We start from the raw sequence: 17,754 nt of genomic DNA, 5'->3' as shown, positions 1-17,754 counted from the left end.
AAGTTGATCTCTAAAATTTTACTCACAAATTTCGGTGGAAAACTTGCCCTTAAAAATCCTTAAATCCCGCAAATCCTGATTAGCTTTGCTCCCGTTAAATTTGACTTATAGTATATGCTAGCTCACCATAAAATAATTGCAACCGAGTTAAAAGTTGCAGAAAAACAAGTTACAGCGACTGTAAACCTATTGGACGAGGGCGCAACAGTACCTTTTATTTCTCGTTATCGTAAAGAATTAACCGGAAGTTTAGATGAGGTTGAGGTTGCGGCAATTCGTGATCGGGTGTTGCAATTACGAGATCTGGACAAGCGCCGTGAAGCGATTTTAAAATCAATGACGGAACTTGGAAAATTGACAGCGGAACTGGAGAAACAAATCAATGAAGCAGAAACCATTTCGCTTTTAGAAGATATTTACCTGCCATATAAACCCAAACGTAAAACCAGGGCATCAGTTGCGAAAGAGAAAGGGCTGGAACCTTTGGCACTGCAAATTTTTGATCAGAAGAACTTCGATTTGGATGCATTGGCAGACCAGTTTATAGATGCAGAAAAAGGGGTAAATTCTTTAGATGAAGCCTTGGCCGGAGCAAGAGATATTATTGCGGAGATGATTTCTGAAAATGCAGAAGCACGAACCAAAATGCGTTCTTATTTTCAGGAAAATGCAGCTTTCAAATCAGAAGTGATTAAAGGAAAAGAAGAAGAAGGAATTAAATATAAAGACTATTTCGAATGGAATGAACCTGTAAAAACTGCTGCATCTCACCGGGTTTTAGCCATGCGACGCGGCGAAAAAGAATTAATTTTAAGATTAGATGCTTTACCTCCTGCAGAAGGAGCAATTGAACTTCTTGAAAACCAATTTATTCTGTCGAATAATGCAGCATCTAAACAAGTTCAGCAAGCACTGGAGGATGGTTATAAACGCTTATTAGAACCAGCAATGGAAACCGAACTTCGCGTGTTGACTAAACAAAAAGCAGATGAAGAGGCCATTCGTGTCTTTGCTGAAAATGCCCGTCAATTATTACTGGCAGCACCAATGGGGCAGAAAAATGTGCTGGCAATCGACCCTGGTTTTCGCACAGGATGCAAAGTAGTTTGTTTAGACAAACAAGGACAGCTATTGGAAAACACAGCTATTTACCCGCACACAGGACAAGGAAATGTTAAAAATGCAGAATTTACCATTCAACAGCTTTGTGAAAAATATGACATTGAAGCCATCGCCATTGGCAATGGAACCGCTGGCAGAGAAACAGAAGCTTTTGTACGTAACCTGAATTTGCCACACATTACCGTTGTGATGGTAAATGAAAGTGGCGCTTCTATTTATTCAGCTTCAGAAGTGGCTCGGGAAGAGTTTCCAACGCAGGATATTACCGTTCGTGGCGCTGTTTCCATCGGTCGCCGTTTAATGGACCCTTTGGCAGAATTGGTAAAAATTGATCCAAAATCAATTGGTGTTGGGCAGTATCAACATGATGTTGATCAGAATAAATTGCAAGCCAGCTTAGATGATACCGTGATCAGTGCGGTAAATGCTGTTGGTGTAGAATTAAATACCGCTTCAAAACAAATTTTAGCGTACGTTTCCGGCCTCGGACCAACTTTGGCTCAAAACATTGTTGATTACAGAAATACGCATGGCGCTTTTAAAAATCGTGAAAGTTTAAAAAAGGTACCACGTTTAGGCGATAAGGCTTATGAACAGGCAGCAGGTTTCCTGCGCATTCGCAATGCTGAAAACGTGTTAGATACCAGCGGTGTACACCCTGAACGTTATGTGGTAGTAGATAAAATGGCAAAAGATTTAGGCACAACTGTTTCGGCTTTGATGAAGGATACTCAATTGCAAAAGCAAATTAAATTGCAACAATATGTTACTGATGAAATTGGTTTACCAACATTAACTGATATCATGAAAGAACTTGCAAAGCCCGGCCGCGATCCACGGGAACAATTTGAGGCTTTTAGCTTTACCGATGGCGTAAACGAAATTGCCGACTTAAGAGTTGGGATGAAGCTGCCGGGAATAGTCACTAATATTACCAATTTCGGTGCTTTTGTTGATATCGGTGTGCATCAGGATGGCTTGGTTCATACCAGTCAGCTGGCCAATCGCTTTGTAGCCAACCCGAATGATGTGGTTAAAGTTCATCAAAAGGTGGAGGTAACGGTAATGGAGGTTGATGTAGCACGCAAGAGAATTTCGTTATCTATGAAAACTGAAGATAGTCCGAAGTCTGGAGTCAGGAGTCCGAAGTCTAAGGAGCAAAAACAGGATTTTAAACCTCAAACGGGCAAACCAAACTTTAGGCCTAAGCAAGAAAAGAAAGATGCAGACGGAGATTTGCAGGAGAAGTTGGCAAAGCTAAAAAGCATGTTTAAATAAATAAAGTCCGAGGTCGGGAGTCAGAAGAAGGAAATAACAAAAAATAATTGTCATTCTGAACGCAGTGAAGACCGCGAAGCAGCTACGAAGTAAATCCCTGACCTATCGGCATTGTACCTGGTGTACTGCTGAATTGTTTTTGTAAGGGAATAGTGCTGTTTATTAATTTTTGTGTTCCATCGCCTGGAGATTATTCATTAATAACGTTATTTTCAATTGTACTCATGCTTGCTTTACAGGTCTTCGTGGCATTCAGAAGGACAGCGGTTGTCTTAACTTAATGACATTGGTTGGGAATCCGAAGTCTGAAGATTTACGCTTAAAACGTACTTGCAACATCTGTCATTGCGAAGCACGAAGCAATCCTACAACCATCGCTTAAGATTGCTTCGTGCCTCGCAATGACGACAGTTTTATATGGTTTAGTATTAAGACCAAAAACTCACGTTAAATATTTACCACCTTAGGTATCTTAATTGATAAGGTGCCTAAGTGGTTTACAAATTCCCGAACTTATCTTTATGCTCCAACCTCATTTTCGGCAAGCTTTCAGGATAATTATTCTGGATAAAAGTAATCATGGCTTCTCTTACATGGCAACGTAAATCGAATGCCCTTGAAGAATTTGAAGCACTCATCAAAAAGCGAATCTCAATCGATCCATCCTTATTCGTATCCGTAACCTGAACAACGTTCACTCTTTTATCCCAAAGCGGGTTATTTGTCAAAAGCCTGGTTAATTCCCCACGTAGCGGCTCAATTGGGATGGTATAGTCCATATATAGAAAAACTGTTCCAAGTAAATCTGCTGAAACCCTCGTCCAGTTTTGAAACGGTTTCTCGATGAAATAAGTAATCGGAAGAATTAATCTTCGTTGATCCCAAATACTAACCACCACATAGGTTAGCGTAATTTCTTCTACTCTTCCCCATTCTCCCTCCACAATTAAAACATCATCAATGCGTATTGGTTGCGTAAATGCAATTTGAAAACCAGCCAATAAGTTACCAAGCGATTTTTGTGCGGCAAAACCGATAATGATTCCACCTATACCAACGCCGGTTAATAAGCCTGCCCCTATTTTACGCATACTCTCAAAACTCAATAAAATAATAGCTGCTGTAATGAGAATAATTAATGTAACGATAAACTTTCTGACAAACTGAAGCTGCGTTCTGATCTTTCGCTCTTTTAAATTATTCTCTTTGTTCAGGTCGTATTTGAAATAGAAATAATCTTCCAAAACATTGATCAGCCTGACCAGTATCAAGGCGAAAGTAACTGTTAAGGCAATTTCTAAGGCCTTTTCAATGTGTATCCGATAAGTTAGCGGCATTACCATTAAATCTAACGAAAGGTTAAGCAGGAGCAGTGGAATGAAAACCGCAACCGGCCTTCGAAGATGTTTGATAGTGGATTTTATAATGATAAAATCCCACCATCTGGAAAGTAAAATAAAGATTTTATGAATGATAAACTTAATCAGTATGCCTAACAATACCGCAGCAATACCAATGATTAAGTTCTTAAAAAAAACGGGAATTGGATAACCGAAAATATGGTCAAGGTACTGCATAAACAAATTTGTTGGTTAAATACTTAAGAGGATGTTACTCCTTATTTAACAACAGCTTGTTGTGATTGTTTGATTTGGTGAAAAACCAAACAATCTACAGTATGGATTTTTAATTTTTATATCTGCGTTACAAATTCCTTTATTGAAGCACCAGGATCATCCGTTTTCATAAAATTCTCTCCGATTAAGAAACCGTTAAAACCCGCGGTGCGTAAATCTTTTATGGTTTGAGGATTGCTGATTGCACTTTCAGAAATTTTCAAAAATTCATCAGGAATTCTATTCACTAAATCAAATGAAGTTTGAATATTAACTGTAAAATCGGCTAAATTTCTATTGTTAACACCAATGGCATCCAGATTCGGGCAAATGCTTCTTTCTAATTCTTCCAGGTTATGAACTTCCAGTAAAACATTCAAACCTAAATCATGCGCAAACTTACCGAAATCGTTAATTTGTTTTGGAGTAAGAATAGCCGCAATTAATAAAATGATATCTGCTCCCCAGGCCTTTGCTTCTAAAATCTGGTATTCATCAATCATGAAATCTTTTCTTAAGATTGGAATTTCATTTGCAGCTCTCGCTGCCAGTAAATCATCTGTTTTACCACCAAAAAAATCAACATCTGTTAGCACTGAAAGTGCAGAAGCACCTGCATTATTATAGGCTTTTGTTACATTTGCCACATCAGCAACGCCATTGATCAGACCTTTGGATGGCGAGCGACGTTTAAATTCGGCTATGATCCCCGTCCGGTTTTCAGCCAATAGAAATTCTTTAAAAGAATAAGGCGTTCGCTTAAAATAATCAGATTTTTCTAAATCCTGGATAGAGATCAATCGCTTTGCATGAGCAACTTCTTCTTTTTTTCGTAATACGATTTTATCTAAAATAGATCCAACCCCTAAATCCCCCAAAGGGGATTTTGAATTTCTATCGTTCATATTTCTTTTTATAATAACCTTCTTAATTTTGATTCTTGTTGTCGCTATTTTTCAACTTGCCTTTCAATTCCCCCTTTAGGGGGCTAGGGGGTTGTCAACCAGTTCTCCATCATCTGTTTGCCGTGTTCAGTCAGCACACTCTCCGGATGAAACTGTACCCCTCTAACATCCAAGGTTTCATGCCTTAAAGCCATGATTTCACTGGTATGATCTCTGGCCGTAATTTTCAGGCATGATGGAAAATTATCTTTGCTAACCACCCAACTGTGGTACCTGCCAACATTTATCGTTTGCGGGCATTCCCAAAATAAAGGTTCATCGCCATCTACAACGGTAACTGGTGTAGCAATTCCATGCATTGGCCTTCCTAAGTTCAGCAAAGTTCCACCGAAGGCTTCGGCAATGGCCTGCTGACCTAAGCATACGCCAAAAATGCTTTTTGTTGGTGCGTAAGTTTTAATCACATCAAGTAATAATCCTGCTTCTTCAGGAATGCCAGGCCCCGGAGAAAGCAAAATTTTGTCATATTGGGCTACATCGGCCAAATCAAACTTATCATTTCTCCAAACTACAGCTTCATAACCAACCTCATTAATCAAATGAACCAGATTATAAGTGAAGCTATCGTAATTATCGATAACCAAAACTGTCTTTTTATCCTTATTTTCCATTGTAATTTCTTCTTTTTAAACTCAAAACTCTTAGCTCCAAGCTAGATTTCTTCTGCCATTTGCAAAGCCTTACGTAAGGCTGCAATTTTGTTATTCACTTCCTGCATTTCAGTTTCAGGAACAGAATCTGCTACAATCCCCGCACCGGCACGATAATGCAATTCATTATTTTTGCTCATAAAAGTTCTGATCATGATGGCATGATTAAAATCTTCGTTAAACCCCATAAAACCAATGGCACCTGCATAGAAATTTCTACCCAGTTTTTCATTCTCATCAATTAACTGCATGGCTTTATATTTTGGCGCACCGCTTAATGTTCCGGCCGGATAAGTATCTGCAACCACTTTGAATGCACTTACATCTTCCTGTAAATGTCCGCTTACTTTGCTAACTAAATGAATTAAGTGTGAGTAATACTGAACTTCTTTAAATGATTTCACTTCAACCCGGTTGCAATGCCTGCTTAAATCGTTTCGGGCCAAATCCACCAGCATCACATGTTCAGCACTTTCCTTTGGATCTTGCTCTAACTTACGGGCTTGTTCTGCATCCTCTATATCATTTCCACTGCGTTTGAATGTACCAGCAATAGGAAAAATATTTGCCGTGTTGTTTTTAATGGTAATTTGTGCCTCTGGTGATGAACCAAAAAGCTTAAAGTTACCATAATCAAAATAGAACAGATATGGCGATGGATTGATTGATCTCAGGCAACGGTAAACATTAAATTCATCGCCAGAAAAAGCTTGTTTAAAAGCACGTGAAGGAACGATCTGAAAAACATCGCCACGATAAATGTGCTTTTGGAGCTTCTCTACTAAATCCATAAAACCCTGATCGGTTAGGTTTGATGTTTCCTCACCGCGAAGTTGAAATTTATATTCCGGATAGTTTTTATTCTGAATCAGGTATTCCATTTTATCTAGTCCGCCTTCTTCCTCTCCCTCGAAAGTATTTTTAAACAAGGTAATCTCGTTTTTGAAGTGGTCTATTGCAATAATATAGCGATACAAATGATACTGCATCTCAGGAATTTCTTCTCCTTCGGGTGTTTCAGAAACGAATTTGATGTCTTCAAAATGCTGAACGGCATTCCATGTGAAGTAGCCAAACAAGCCACTGGAGATAAATTTAATTTCAGGCAATTCTGTTTCTTTAAACTTATCCTTGAAATCGGCTATTTCGTCAATCAGGTTTTTACTTTCGGTTATTTCCACTGTTCCATCAGGAAAGTAAGTTTCCAACCGGGTTCCTTTTAGTATGATTCCTGCAACAGGATCAGCACAAACGAAACTCATTGAATTCTCTCTGCTGTGGTAATCGGAACTTTCCAACAGAATGCTGTTTGGGTATATGTCGCGTAAGCGTAAATAGATGCTTACAGGCGTTGTGGTATCGGCGAGTAATTTTTTATATGTGGTATTAATCTTAAACATCATATTATCTTTTATCGTCATTGCTTCGTACCTCGCAATGACAGAATTTATTAAAAAAATTAAAGCCCGGCGTGTGGTTCTACGCCGGGCTTTAATGGTTCTTTAAGGTTTAGGTTGATAAAAATATTTTCCTCATACGCAGCCGGCGCAATTCTGTTTTGAATTACCTTGCCAAAGCCATGTATGTATATTGTTGATCATGAGCGACAAAAATATAAAGAATTTTGAAAAACGGAAATTTTTATGAAAATAAGTTAATTAAATAAGATTAACCACAAAGGTCGCTGAGAAAAACGCAAATAGAAGAAGTGAGCTTTTATTTTTCTACCACAGAGCACACTGAGATTTTCACAAAGCACACCAAGAAAACCATAAAAACTTGGCGCCTCCCGTGGTTATTTATTACACCTTAACTTTGCTTTCTTTGCGCTTTAACTTTGCGGTTAAACAATTACGATACTCCAAAAAACGTTCTTCCTGGCACACTTTTCGTCATCATCAAAATAGAAGCAATGATAATAACCAACGCCAAACCAAAGAAAATAGCAATGGTACGGTGTTTTGCAACGGCATCAGCAACTTTTTTTGATCTTGCATTACCTACAGTAATCAAGATAATTGCAATTAACATCATGGAGGTATGCTCAACTTTAAAATACCTGCCAATGGCTTCACTCATTGGTAATTTAGTTAGCGGACTTAAAAAGAAAAGCACCAGGCCAATTAAAAACTGAATGTGCGCACTGATCAAGGTAAATACATTCAATTTGCGATTACCTTCTGTATAAGTTTTTTTGCCAAACCAGCCCGATAAAGCATTAATCACAGCAACAACTAATAAAATTAATACGATGTAGCGCCATCCGGAGTGCGCAGATTTTAAGATACTGTACATTTTTATAAAATATGTTTCATCAAAAATAGACATTAATTGTAAAAAATAGGATATTCAGCATAATCAACGCTAATTTATATTAGTTTTAAACAAAATAAACCCCTATACTTATTATGAAGAAAATTTTACTCGCCATTGCGCTGGTATTTTCTACTACGATGTTGTTTGCACAGCAAACCACGTTTCCTGTGAATGGTTCTTTCGATACCCGGCCAGGGATGTTCGCATTTACGAATGCAACTATTGTAGTTAATGCCAACCAAACCTTAACCAATGCTACACTGTTAATTAAAGGTCAAACCATCCAGGCGGTTGGTGCAGGCTTATCAGTACCGAAAGGATATGTGATTATCGATCTTAAAGGAAAATTTATTTACCCATCTTTAGTTGATGCTTTTACAGGATATGGACTACCAGAAGCTCCCTCTGCCCAACCTCGCATGCCTGGCGGCCAACGTCAATCTATTTTTGTTTCTACTAAAAAGGGAGCCTACGGATGGAATGAGGCCATCAGACCCGAAACTTACGTGAAAAATATTTTTTCAACCGACAGTAAAAAAGCTGATGAACTTCGCAAAGTTGGTTTCGGGAGTGTGAACGTAATCAATCGTGATGGTATTGCCCGTGGTGTTTCTGCAGCCGTAACCTTAAATGATGGTGCCGATAACAATGTGATCTTAAAAGACCAAACAGCATCCAATTATTCTTTCAACAAAGGAACATCATCAAACGATTATCCAACTTCTTTAATGGGGTCAATAGCCTTGTTGCGTCAAACCTACTACGATTCACAATGGTACAACAAACAAAAAGATGAGTATAATATCTCATTGGATGAATTTGGAAAACAACAAACCATGCCTCAGATTTTTGAGGTTGATGGTTGGGCAAATATTCTTCGTGCCGATAAAATCGGGAAAGAATTTGGCAAAAATTACATTATCAAATCAACAGGCGATGAATATCAGCGCATTAATGAAGTAAAAGCAACCGGAGCCAGTTTGATCATTCCGCTTTCTTTTCCTAAAGCTTATGATGTTGAAGATCCGGCCGAAGCCAGAAATGTAAGTTTATCGCAAATGAAGGGCTGGGAATTAGCACCAACCAATCCTGCAGTTTTAGAAAAAGCAGGAATTAAATTTGCCTTAACTGCCTTTGGTTTAGAGAACAGCCGCGATTTTTGGACAAATATTCGTACTGCAATTGAAAACGGTTTAACCGAAAAGCAGGCACTACAATCTGTAACCGAAATACCCGCATCACTTTTGGGCATTAGCGACAAAGTTGGTTCACTTGAAAAAGGCAAAGTTGCCAATTTCTTAATTTCATCCGATAACTTATTCAAAAACGGAAATATCATTTTCGAAAACTGGGTTCAGGGTAAACGTTTCATCGTAAATAAAATGGATGTAAGCGATATTCGCGGAACTTATAACCTGAATATTGATGGTGCAGGATCGCTAACTTTAAAAATTACCGGTACTGGTGGCGGATCAACCGCTGCAATTGAAAGAACCGGCCCTGACAGCGTTAAAACCACAGCAACTTTTACCAGAAATGGAGATTGGGTTAGCATTAATTTTAATGTAAAGAAAAACCCTGCAGGCGATGTTCGTTTAAGTGGCTATATCACTTCAACCAATCCAATTACGATTAAGGGTGAATCTGCATTGGCAGATGGCTCGACGGGTAGATTTACTGCAACTTACAAAGAAGCGGCTAAAGAAATGCCTAAGAAAGATGAACCCAAACCATCATTAGCTGTTGGGCCGGTTATTTATCCTTTTACGGCTTTTGGTGCAACTGAACTGCCAAAACAAGAAACAGTACTCATTAAAAATGGTACGGTGTGGACCAACGAAAAAGATGGAATTCTACAAAATGCTGATGTTCTTTTAGAAAACGGAAAAATCAAAGCCGTAGGTAAAAACCTTTCGGCAAGTGGCGCAAAAGTAATTGATGCAACGGGTAAGCATGTTACCGCAGGCATTATTGATGAACACTCCCATATTGCCGGTAGCGGTGGTATTAATGAAGGCGCTCAATCCGTTTCTGCTGAAGTTCGCATCGCCGATATCATCAATTCTGAAGATGTGAATATTTATCGTCAATTGGCTGGCGGAGTAACCACATCACACATATTGCACGGCTCGGCAAATCCGGTTGGCGGTCAATCTCAATTAATTAAATTGCGTTGGGGTAAGGCACCGGAGGAACTAAAATTTGCCGGCGCGGATGGATTCATCAAATTCGCATTGGGTGAAAATGTTAAGCAAAGTAACTTTGGTACAGGTGCCCGTTTCCCGGTTACGCGTATGGGTGTTGAACAAACTTTTGTTGATGAGTTTACGCGTGCAAAAGAATATGCTAAAGCAATCTCGGTTAAAGGCAACAACGTTCGCAGAGATCTGGAATTAGATGCAATTGTAGAAATCCTGAACAATAAACGTTTCATTACCTGCCACTCTTATGTACAAAGCGAAATCAATATGTTAATTCATGTTGCCGATAGCTTAGGATTTAAAATCAACACATTTACGCATATTTTAGAAGGTTATAAAGTGGCTGATAAAATGAAAGCACATGGCATTGCCGGCTCAACTTTCTCAGATTGGTGGGCTTATAAGAATGAGGTTGCAGAAGCGATTCCATACAATGGAAAAATCATGCATAATGTTGGTGTAACAACCGCTTTTAATTCTGATGATGCAGAAATGGCTCGTCACTTAAATCAAGAGGCTGGCAAGTCAGTTTTATATGGCAACGTTCCGGAAGAGGAAGCTTTAAAATTCGTGACTTTAAATCCGGCCAGGATGCTGCACATTGATGATAAAGTTGGAAGCTTAAAAGCCGGAAAAGATGCCGATGTGGTTATCTGGACAGCTAATCCACTTTCCATTTATGCTAAAGCAGAAAAAACCTTTGTAGATGGAATTGCCTATTGGGACATTGAAAAAGATGCACAGGTAATCAAAAACCAACAAACAGAAAAAGCTCGTTTGGTTCAAAAAATGTTAGATAGCAAAAATAAAGGTGGAAGAGTGCAACGTCCGGTAGGAGAAGCGCCACGTTTATACAATTGCGAAACTTTAGAAAACTATTCAGCAGAATTAACCGAAAATGAACATGCACACTAACATGAAAACATATTTATTAAGTCTGGCTTTTTCGGCAACAAGCCTGATGTGTTTTGCACAAGCAAACATTTCGCCAGCTAAAAAACAAAGCAAAACCATTGCCATTACAGGTGCAACAGTTCACGTAGGCAATGGAACGGTTATCGAAAATGGAACAATTCTTTTTGGAAACGGTAAAATCATTTCAGTAACAGCTAACGGCCAGGTGCCGCAAGATGATGTAACCCGAATTGTGGCTACCGGGAAACATATTTATCCGGGTTTTATTGCGGCTACAACCAATTTAGGTTTAACAGAAATTGAAGCCGTAAAAGCAACATTGGATTTTCAGGAAATAGGCGATTTTAACGCACACATTCGTTCCATTGTAGCTTATAATACAGATTCTAAAGTTCCTGCAACATTGCGCAGTAATGGGGTTTTGATGGCACAGCCTACTCCGCAAGGCGGAACTGTATCCGGAAGTTCATCTGTTGTTCAGCTCGATGCCTGGAACTGGGAAGATGCTGTCCTAAAAAAGGATGATGCCATGCACATGACCTGGCCCGTTACACCACGTTTCAGAGGTGGTTTTGGTGGTTTCGGAAGGTTTCAGACTTCTCCAGAGGCTTTAGCCGAAAGAACACAAACTGCCATTAACCAATTGAACTCTTTCTTTGCAGAAGCTAAAGCTTACTCAGAAATGGGTAAACCTGAAGTAATTAATACGCGTTTTGAAGCCATGAAAAGGGTTTTTACTGGCGATGAGAAATTATTTATAGCAGCAGATAGTCAGAAAGATATTGTCGCTGCTGTGAAATTCGCTAAAAAATTCGGAATCACTCCTGTAATCACTGGTGCTGATGAGGCTTATTTAGTTATCGATTTTCTAAAAGAAAACAATATCAGTTTAGTTGTAAAACAACCTCATGCCTTGCCAAGTAATAATGATGATGACGTAAATATGCCGTACAAAAATGCCGCAATTTTGGCTAATGCGGGGTTGAATGTGGTTTTAAGCATTGATGGTTACTGGCAACAACGCAACCTGCCATTTATGGCGGGCACTGCCACTGCCTGGGGATTGGATAAAGAGAAAGCTTTATCAACCATTACACTTAATGCAGCAAAAGTAATGGGCGTTGATCAAACCACCGGAAGTATAGAAGTGGGTAAAGATGCTACTTTCTTTATCTCTGCCGGCGATGCTTTAGATATGAGAACCAATAAAGTGGAGCAGGCTTTTATTCAGGGAAGAGACATCAATCTGGATAACCTACATAAACAATTGGATAAAAAATTCAGCGACAAATATACTGCTGAGAAGGAGTAAGCAGAATTCATTAACCTGAATTGGATTCAGGTTGTTAAAGCCCCATTGATTAATATCGGTGGGGCTTTTTGTTTTTCCATGATAGTCATTTAGGTTGATAGGTGTTCTATGAATGAGAGAGTAAATAAAGAGATTCAAGCAAAATTATCAGATTAGTCTTGTAGTTTATAAACTACTTACTTATCAGTATTTTGTTTAAAGGATTTGGTTTTATATATTAAAATGTTCATCTTGTGGGTATCATCATCCCTAAAAATAATAGGAAACCTAATTATTAAAATGATGAATAAATTAGTGCTCAACAAGGATAGGATCGTTGCCTGCCTGATTTTATTGTGCCTTTGTATGGCACAAGCCTGCAAGAAAGATATTCTGCAGCCAAACTCCAGCATTTTGCAAAGCTCGCTCTCCATTGCAGAGGCGAAACAGTATTTTGACGCAAATCTGAAAAAGGATGACAGGTTGGAAAAGCTGATATCTACATCTGCCCAGCAAAACATCACACTTACAGAAATATTGGGTAATAAACAGCCACAATGGAACAAGGCATATCAAAAAATGATTTCATTGGGTGGAGCACATATCTGCATTAAGCAAATTAAATTTAATTATGATGCTATAGCCCCAGATATCATAAATGGGGAAGATTGGGATAGTAATTCCTGCAATATAGGTGAGTATTTTAATCTGGATTTAGGATAGAAATAACATATGAAATACCTATTGTTCCTTGTACTCTTGCTGTTTGGCGTAATTTCTAAAGCACAATACATAAGTCCACTTGATTCTATTCCAAAGAGCAAGAAAGGACAGCTAATGAAGATCGGCGAAAATACATCTGTTGACCTTTTAGCTGGACGAACCTTGAGATTGTTTAAACTGGCGTTTGATAGCCTCCAAACAAAAACAAAGGCAGGTTACTATAAAATACCAAATATGCGAGCAGATTCTACCAAAAGCAAAGTTGTTGGCGTACCCATTGATATAATTAATTCTTTGAGTAAGCAAGAATTTGCAGAACATTTACTTGCCATATATGCCGATAGCTTAACAGAAACCCAATTGATACAATTGAATAAGGCATTTGAGACAGAAGACGGCATTAGATATAAGGAGTTTTTACGTAAAGTTGTTAATGATGAACCCATTAAAACAGATTATTCTACTACCAGTTTTTTTAATGATATAGATAATTACAATACTTTTTTTATGATGAGTGGGATAACAGGATATATAGCAGAAAATATGATGTTAATCTTATTTTCTTACATAGAAGAAAAGAGCTATACTTATGATTAGGCTTTGTTTTACAATAAGGGTTTAGGTGAAAATACTACCTTTCTGGTTTAAGTGTTCGCTGTTTCAGCGGCCACTTAAACCTCAAATAAGAATGATACAATGGCAAGTTTAATGATTGCTTAAGCTGTGTCATATTTTGATCTAAGGTCTGAGTTTTTCAAAAGAGATTTATTGATCCATTGGGGACACTTGAAAAGTAATGCAGGAACAAGATGTTTTAAAATGGGATACCGTTAGAGTAGATTACAAAGAATTTGTAAAATATGATTAGTCTTAAGAAAAAAATACTACTCAATTCAGGATACATTAATGTCGGTTTATAAGAAAAATAATTCGCAGGTTGATAATCTGATTAGAAAAAATACAATGCCGAATAAACAAATGTCATTTACCGAATTTAAAACACTTATATTTTTAACGAACAATGAAGGTATGACCATTGATCCAGCAGGGTTTAGCACTCAAAATGTATTATACATAATTGGTTATATGGGTAATAGAAGGCTTTCCGAGCAATTACCATACAATTATGTATCTAATACTGCTGAATAGGAGTATTTGTTAGTTTATTGCTCCAGATATTCTATAAATATTTTAAATGTTAAAAAATATTTTTCAAGCAATTAGTGGAACAGGTCTTTATTTAGGAAAGAGATATCAATCTGGATAACTTACATAAACAATTGGATAAAAAATTTAGCGATAAATATACTGCTGAGAAGGAGTAAGCAGAATTTGTCAACCTGAATTGAATTCAGCTTTTTTCTTTTCAGGATATTCATTTATGTTGATAGGTGTTCTACGAATGAGAGAGTAGATAAAGAGATCCAAGCAAAATTATCAGATTAGCCTTGTAGTTTATAAACTACTTACTTATCACTATTTCGTTTAAATAATTTGGTTTTACATTTTAAAATGTTCATCTTGTGGGTATCATCATCCCTAAAAATAATAGGAAACCTAATTATTAAAATGATGAATAAATTAATGCTCAACAAAGGCAAGACCGTTGCCTGCCTGATTTTATTGTGCCTGTTCCTGGTGCAAGGCTGTAAGAAGAACGATCAATACCCCGCTGAAAATCTCAGCTTGCAAAACCAGCTCATCGATGAGGATCTCATCGGCAATTGGTTCAAGGAAAACCCGTTGTCGCAGGTTTTGGCCCCCAACTGGGCAAAGGCAAGGCAATCAACCCATCAGGGGAAGAAAATTGTTCGGGTGCCGATACTGAACATTGACAAATCGGGCAAAGAAAGCGCTCTTGTCAATTCAGGTTATGACCCCAAACATCCGCCAGAGCTGTTTTTCATACAAAACGCCAAGGGGCAACTGGCTGGCCACCTGTTGAACTTCATCCCCAAAAATGTTGGCCATGGCAATGGGGAGGACGGGGTTTGGACAGGCCAACTGATCGAGTGGAACGTTAAAGGAGACACCCTGCACATCATTGAAATAGCGAACAACAAAGAAATTGAAAACAAGCTGATCGTGCCAAAGAGCGATGCAATCGGGGGCTCCGTAAATTCCGTGATAAAAAACAATAAACTGGCCGCTGCCTCCTCTAACGGCAATGGGGGCTTTTGGTCTTTTCTGGGCAGGGTTTTGGGGGCGATCGCTAATTTTTTAGGCTTGCCCACCCGAGACACGATCATTGATGGGCTGAGGGTAGACTGGGATCGGATAAGCAGTGATATCAGCAGTTGGTTCGATGGCATGGGCAACTCCAGTGGTGGAGGCGGTGGAACCGGAGGCGGCTATCTCAGCGCGGGCGCCCCAATTTATGTGACCTATCTGGATGGCAATTACAACCCTGTTTCAGGTGGTGGCGCAAGCACAGATGTTTCTTCCATTGTATGGACAGAGTACAAGATACAAAAGGGAGGACCAAATCGCCCTCTACCAATTTTAGATGTTGATGATTACATAGTGACCAAATTGGGTTTCACGGGGGCTATAGCAGATTATTTGATGTTGCATGTTGACCAACAAATCGCGCTCGACAATTATTTGAAAGTTAATGGCGAAACCTTTGAGAACATAGAGTTTGTAAAGTGGGCCGCGAGGTATTTAACGGAGAATCCGAATTTATTCAATCAGGCTTTTCGAGATTTATTAAATGGGGTTTACAATGAAAATTCTCCTATTTTTCTTTTAAATGGTTTTGATATTGTTTACGAACAAGATTGGTATGATAAAGAGGATGAATTTGGATCAACGGGATTACTATTATCGCAGCAAGGCTTAATCGATTCAGATCCCATCCCCGAAATGTATTACAAAAATGGTACGCCAGTAGATATGCGTCCTGCTTCAGCAAAGAATGGTTTTACCATAAAGAACTCTCCCCGCAATAAAGATTACTTTTGGAAAGAACTAGCTTCTAAACGTCCTGAAATGTTCAGCCGGACAAACCGATCAAGGTTAACACAGACTAGACCAGTAGCCCCAATAATTGACGAACAGTGGATAAAATACAATCCAACTCATAAGTCTTATATGGGGGGAAGATTAATCCACCATCACGATGAGCAAGGCCATCTGGCTTTCGCCATTCCTGAAAAGGTACATCAGAAATGGTCTAAAATTTTGCATGACTATAAATTAAATGGAAAAATACCCCGTTTAGGCGGAACATTAAATTCTTTAATAAGTATAATGCAAATTTTTACCACAATAATAGATCTTAACACATCCAACCCAGATGCATGGATTAACTGGTTTGGGGCTCAAAACGAAGTGGGAAAAATTTATGCTGATCCCCAAAATAACAAATATTGGGAAATTATGGATCAGCGGGTATCTAAGAATGCCGCTGGTGTACCTACAAAGGCCATTGTTCATTATAATGTTTATGCTGATTATATTTGGGATAGCGATGAGAATCGATACATGGGAGTTATTAAATTGAATGAATTTACTGAGGAACTCGATCTGATTAATAAAACCTCCAAACAAGTAATGCGGCTTTGGTTGTAATTATCAGATAAGTCTCACACAATTTGCATCGAAATTTGAAAAACAAAACTTATAAAGAAGATTTTGATAATTTAGGTTTTTCAAACCTCTATAATACATACAGGAAAATTTAACATGAAACATCCATTATGGAAAATAGAAAAGAAATAATTGAGAATTTTTTCAGGCAGCTTTTTAGACGAGATCTCCGTACCGTCTTTAAGGCGGAAAATACCCCAGCAGAAATAATGGCCTCAACAGTTGATAGTGAGGGCTGGTATGAGTGGAAACCTCTAATAGGCACCTTAAAACTCGATGACTATAAAGTCATTGAGCAAAAATTCAATATTATATTTCCCAAGAGTTTTATAGAATGGCATAAAGCTCACTTTTTTCTTGATGGCGATTGCACCCTATTGAGGTTGCCCCATTCTTCACCAAACGAACCGCTTCAAGAAATTATAGATATTATAGATAATGATATTGCTAAAGATCTCATCAAACTTGGACTTTATCCATTTGGGCAGGAAGGCAATGATGCAGGACTCTTAATTTTTGATGGGAGAGTAGAAGTGATGGGAAATGAATTCCCGATAAGATTTTATGATTATGATGGTAATACAGAAGGGATCAGTGAAATTATCTTTTCCTCTTTCTTTAAATTACTGGAATGCATCACATATTTCTTTAAGGAGATCGAAACAAGAAAAAGCTACGAAATAATTCCTGAATTTTTAAGTATCGACCCGGAGGGAGCAGGCAGAACAGGTGTAGATTATTGGCTTAGATGGGCAGCGATGGAAAAATCCAACGAAGAATATTTTAAGGAATAGGTTAATACCTTCCCTTCCGATTTAGCAAGAAAGGATGCCTGAAAAGAGCTTGCCCACCCGAAACACCATTATTGATGGGCTGAGTGGAATGGGGTCGGATAAGCAGTGATATCAGCAGTTGGTCCGTGGTATGGGCGGCTCCGAGTGTGGAACCGGAGGCGGTTATCTCAGTGCAGGCGCACCAATTTATGTGACCTATCTGGATACAATTACGACCCTGTTTCAGGTGGCGGCGCAAGCACAGATGTTTCTTCCATTGTGTGGACCGAGTACAAGATACAAAAGGGAGGAC

At 38.5% G+C, this 17,754-nt stretch carries 12 protein-coding genes; 7 read left to right on the top strand and 5 right to left on the bottom strand.

Annotated features, from left to right (window positions below; translation table 11 throughout):
* Positions 1-114: 114 nt before the first annotated feature.
* Positions 115-2,400, top strand: coding sequence for a Tex family protein (locus tag DU508_RS19960; protein ID WP_115404534.1), 2,286 nt, complete (start codon positions 115-117; stop codon positions 2,398-2,400).
* A 497-nt stretch (positions 2,401-2,897) separates the two neighbouring features.
* On the opposite strand, the gene DU508_RS19955 is transcribed toward DU508_RS19960, so the two are convergent.
* From DU508_RS19955 to DU508_RS19935, 5 genes are all read right to left on the bottom strand, one after another.
* Positions 2,898-3,977, bottom strand: coding sequence for a mechanosensitive ion channel family protein (locus DU508_RS19955; RefSeq protein WP_115404533.1), 1,080 nt, complete (start codon positions 3,975-3,977; stop codon positions 2,898-2,900).
* Positions 3,978-4,093: 116 nt separating this feature from the next.
* Positions 4,094-4,921, bottom strand: a complete 828-nt coding sequence (gene trpC / locus DU508_RS19950; RefSeq protein ID WP_115404532.1) for an indole-3-glycerol phosphate synthase TrpC — start codon at positions 4,919-4,921, stop codon at positions 4,094-4,096.
* A gap of 83 nt (positions 4,922-5,004) precedes the next feature.
* Entirely contained in the window at positions 5,005-5,592 is a 588-nt protein-coding gene (locus DU508_RS19945) for an anthranilate synthase component II (protein WP_115404531.1), read from the bottom strand.
* 41 nt (positions 5,593-5,633) lie between these two features.
* On the bottom strand, positions 5,634-7,034 hold the full coding sequence (locus tag DU508_RS19940) for an anthranilate synthase component I family protein (RefSeq protein WP_115404604.1): 1,401 nt from the start codon (positions 7,032-7,034) through the stop codon (positions 5,634-5,636).
* A gap of 448 nt (positions 7,035-7,482) precedes the next feature.
* Entirely contained in the window at positions 7,483-7,926 is a 444-nt protein-coding gene (locus DU508_RS19935) for a cytochrome B (RefSeq protein WP_115404603.1), read from the bottom strand.
* Between the two features lie 113 nt (positions 7,927-8,039).
* Between DU508_RS19935 and DU508_RS19930 the strand changes: the two genes are divergently transcribed.
* From DU508_RS19930 to DU508_RS19900, 6 genes are all read left to right on the top strand, one after another.
* Complete coding sequence (locus DU508_RS19930) at positions 8,040-11,063, top strand: amidohydrolase family protein (protein WP_115404530.1); 3,024 nt, start codon at positions 8,040-8,042, stop codon at positions 11,061-11,063.
* 1 nt (position 11,064) lies between these two features.
* Positions 11,065-12,375, top strand: a complete 1,311-nt coding sequence (locus DU508_RS19925; protein ID WP_115404602.1) for an amidohydrolase family protein — start codon at positions 11,065-11,067, stop codon at positions 12,373-12,375.
* A gap of 279 nt (positions 12,376-12,654) precedes the next feature.
* Positions 12,655-13,077, top strand: coding sequence for a hypothetical protein (locus DU508_RS19920; RefSeq protein ID WP_147273665.1), 423 nt, complete (start codon positions 12,655-12,657; stop codon positions 13,075-13,077).
* A 9-nt stretch (positions 13,078-13,086) separates the two neighbouring features.
* Positions 13,087-13,674: a hypothetical protein gene (locus DU508_RS19915; RefSeq protein WP_115404528.1), complete on the top strand. Its 588-nt coding sequence runs from the start codon at positions 13,087-13,089 to the stop codon at positions 13,672-13,674.
* A 972-nt stretch (positions 13,675-14,646) separates the two neighbouring features.
* On the top strand, positions 14,647-16,650 hold the full coding sequence (locus DU508_RS19905; RefSeq protein ID WP_158542219.1) for a hypothetical protein: 2,004 nt from the start codon (positions 14,647-14,649) through the stop codon (positions 16,648-16,650).
* 128 nt (positions 16,651-16,778) lie between these two features.
* Positions 16,779-17,462, top strand: a complete 684-nt coding sequence (locus DU508_RS19900; RefSeq protein WP_115404525.1) for a hypothetical protein — start codon at positions 16,779-16,781, stop codon at positions 17,460-17,462.
* The last annotated feature ends 292 nt before the right edge of the window (positions 17,463-17,754 follow it).

The sequence above is a fragment of the Pedobacter chinensis genome (assembly GCF_003339865.1).
Lineage (GTDB): Bacteria > Bacteroidota > Bacteroidia > Sphingobacteriales > Sphingobacteriaceae > Pedobacter > Pedobacter chinensis.
Note: the sequence above shows the minus strand (reverse complement) of the source record. Positions and strands in the feature narration are given on the sequence as shown.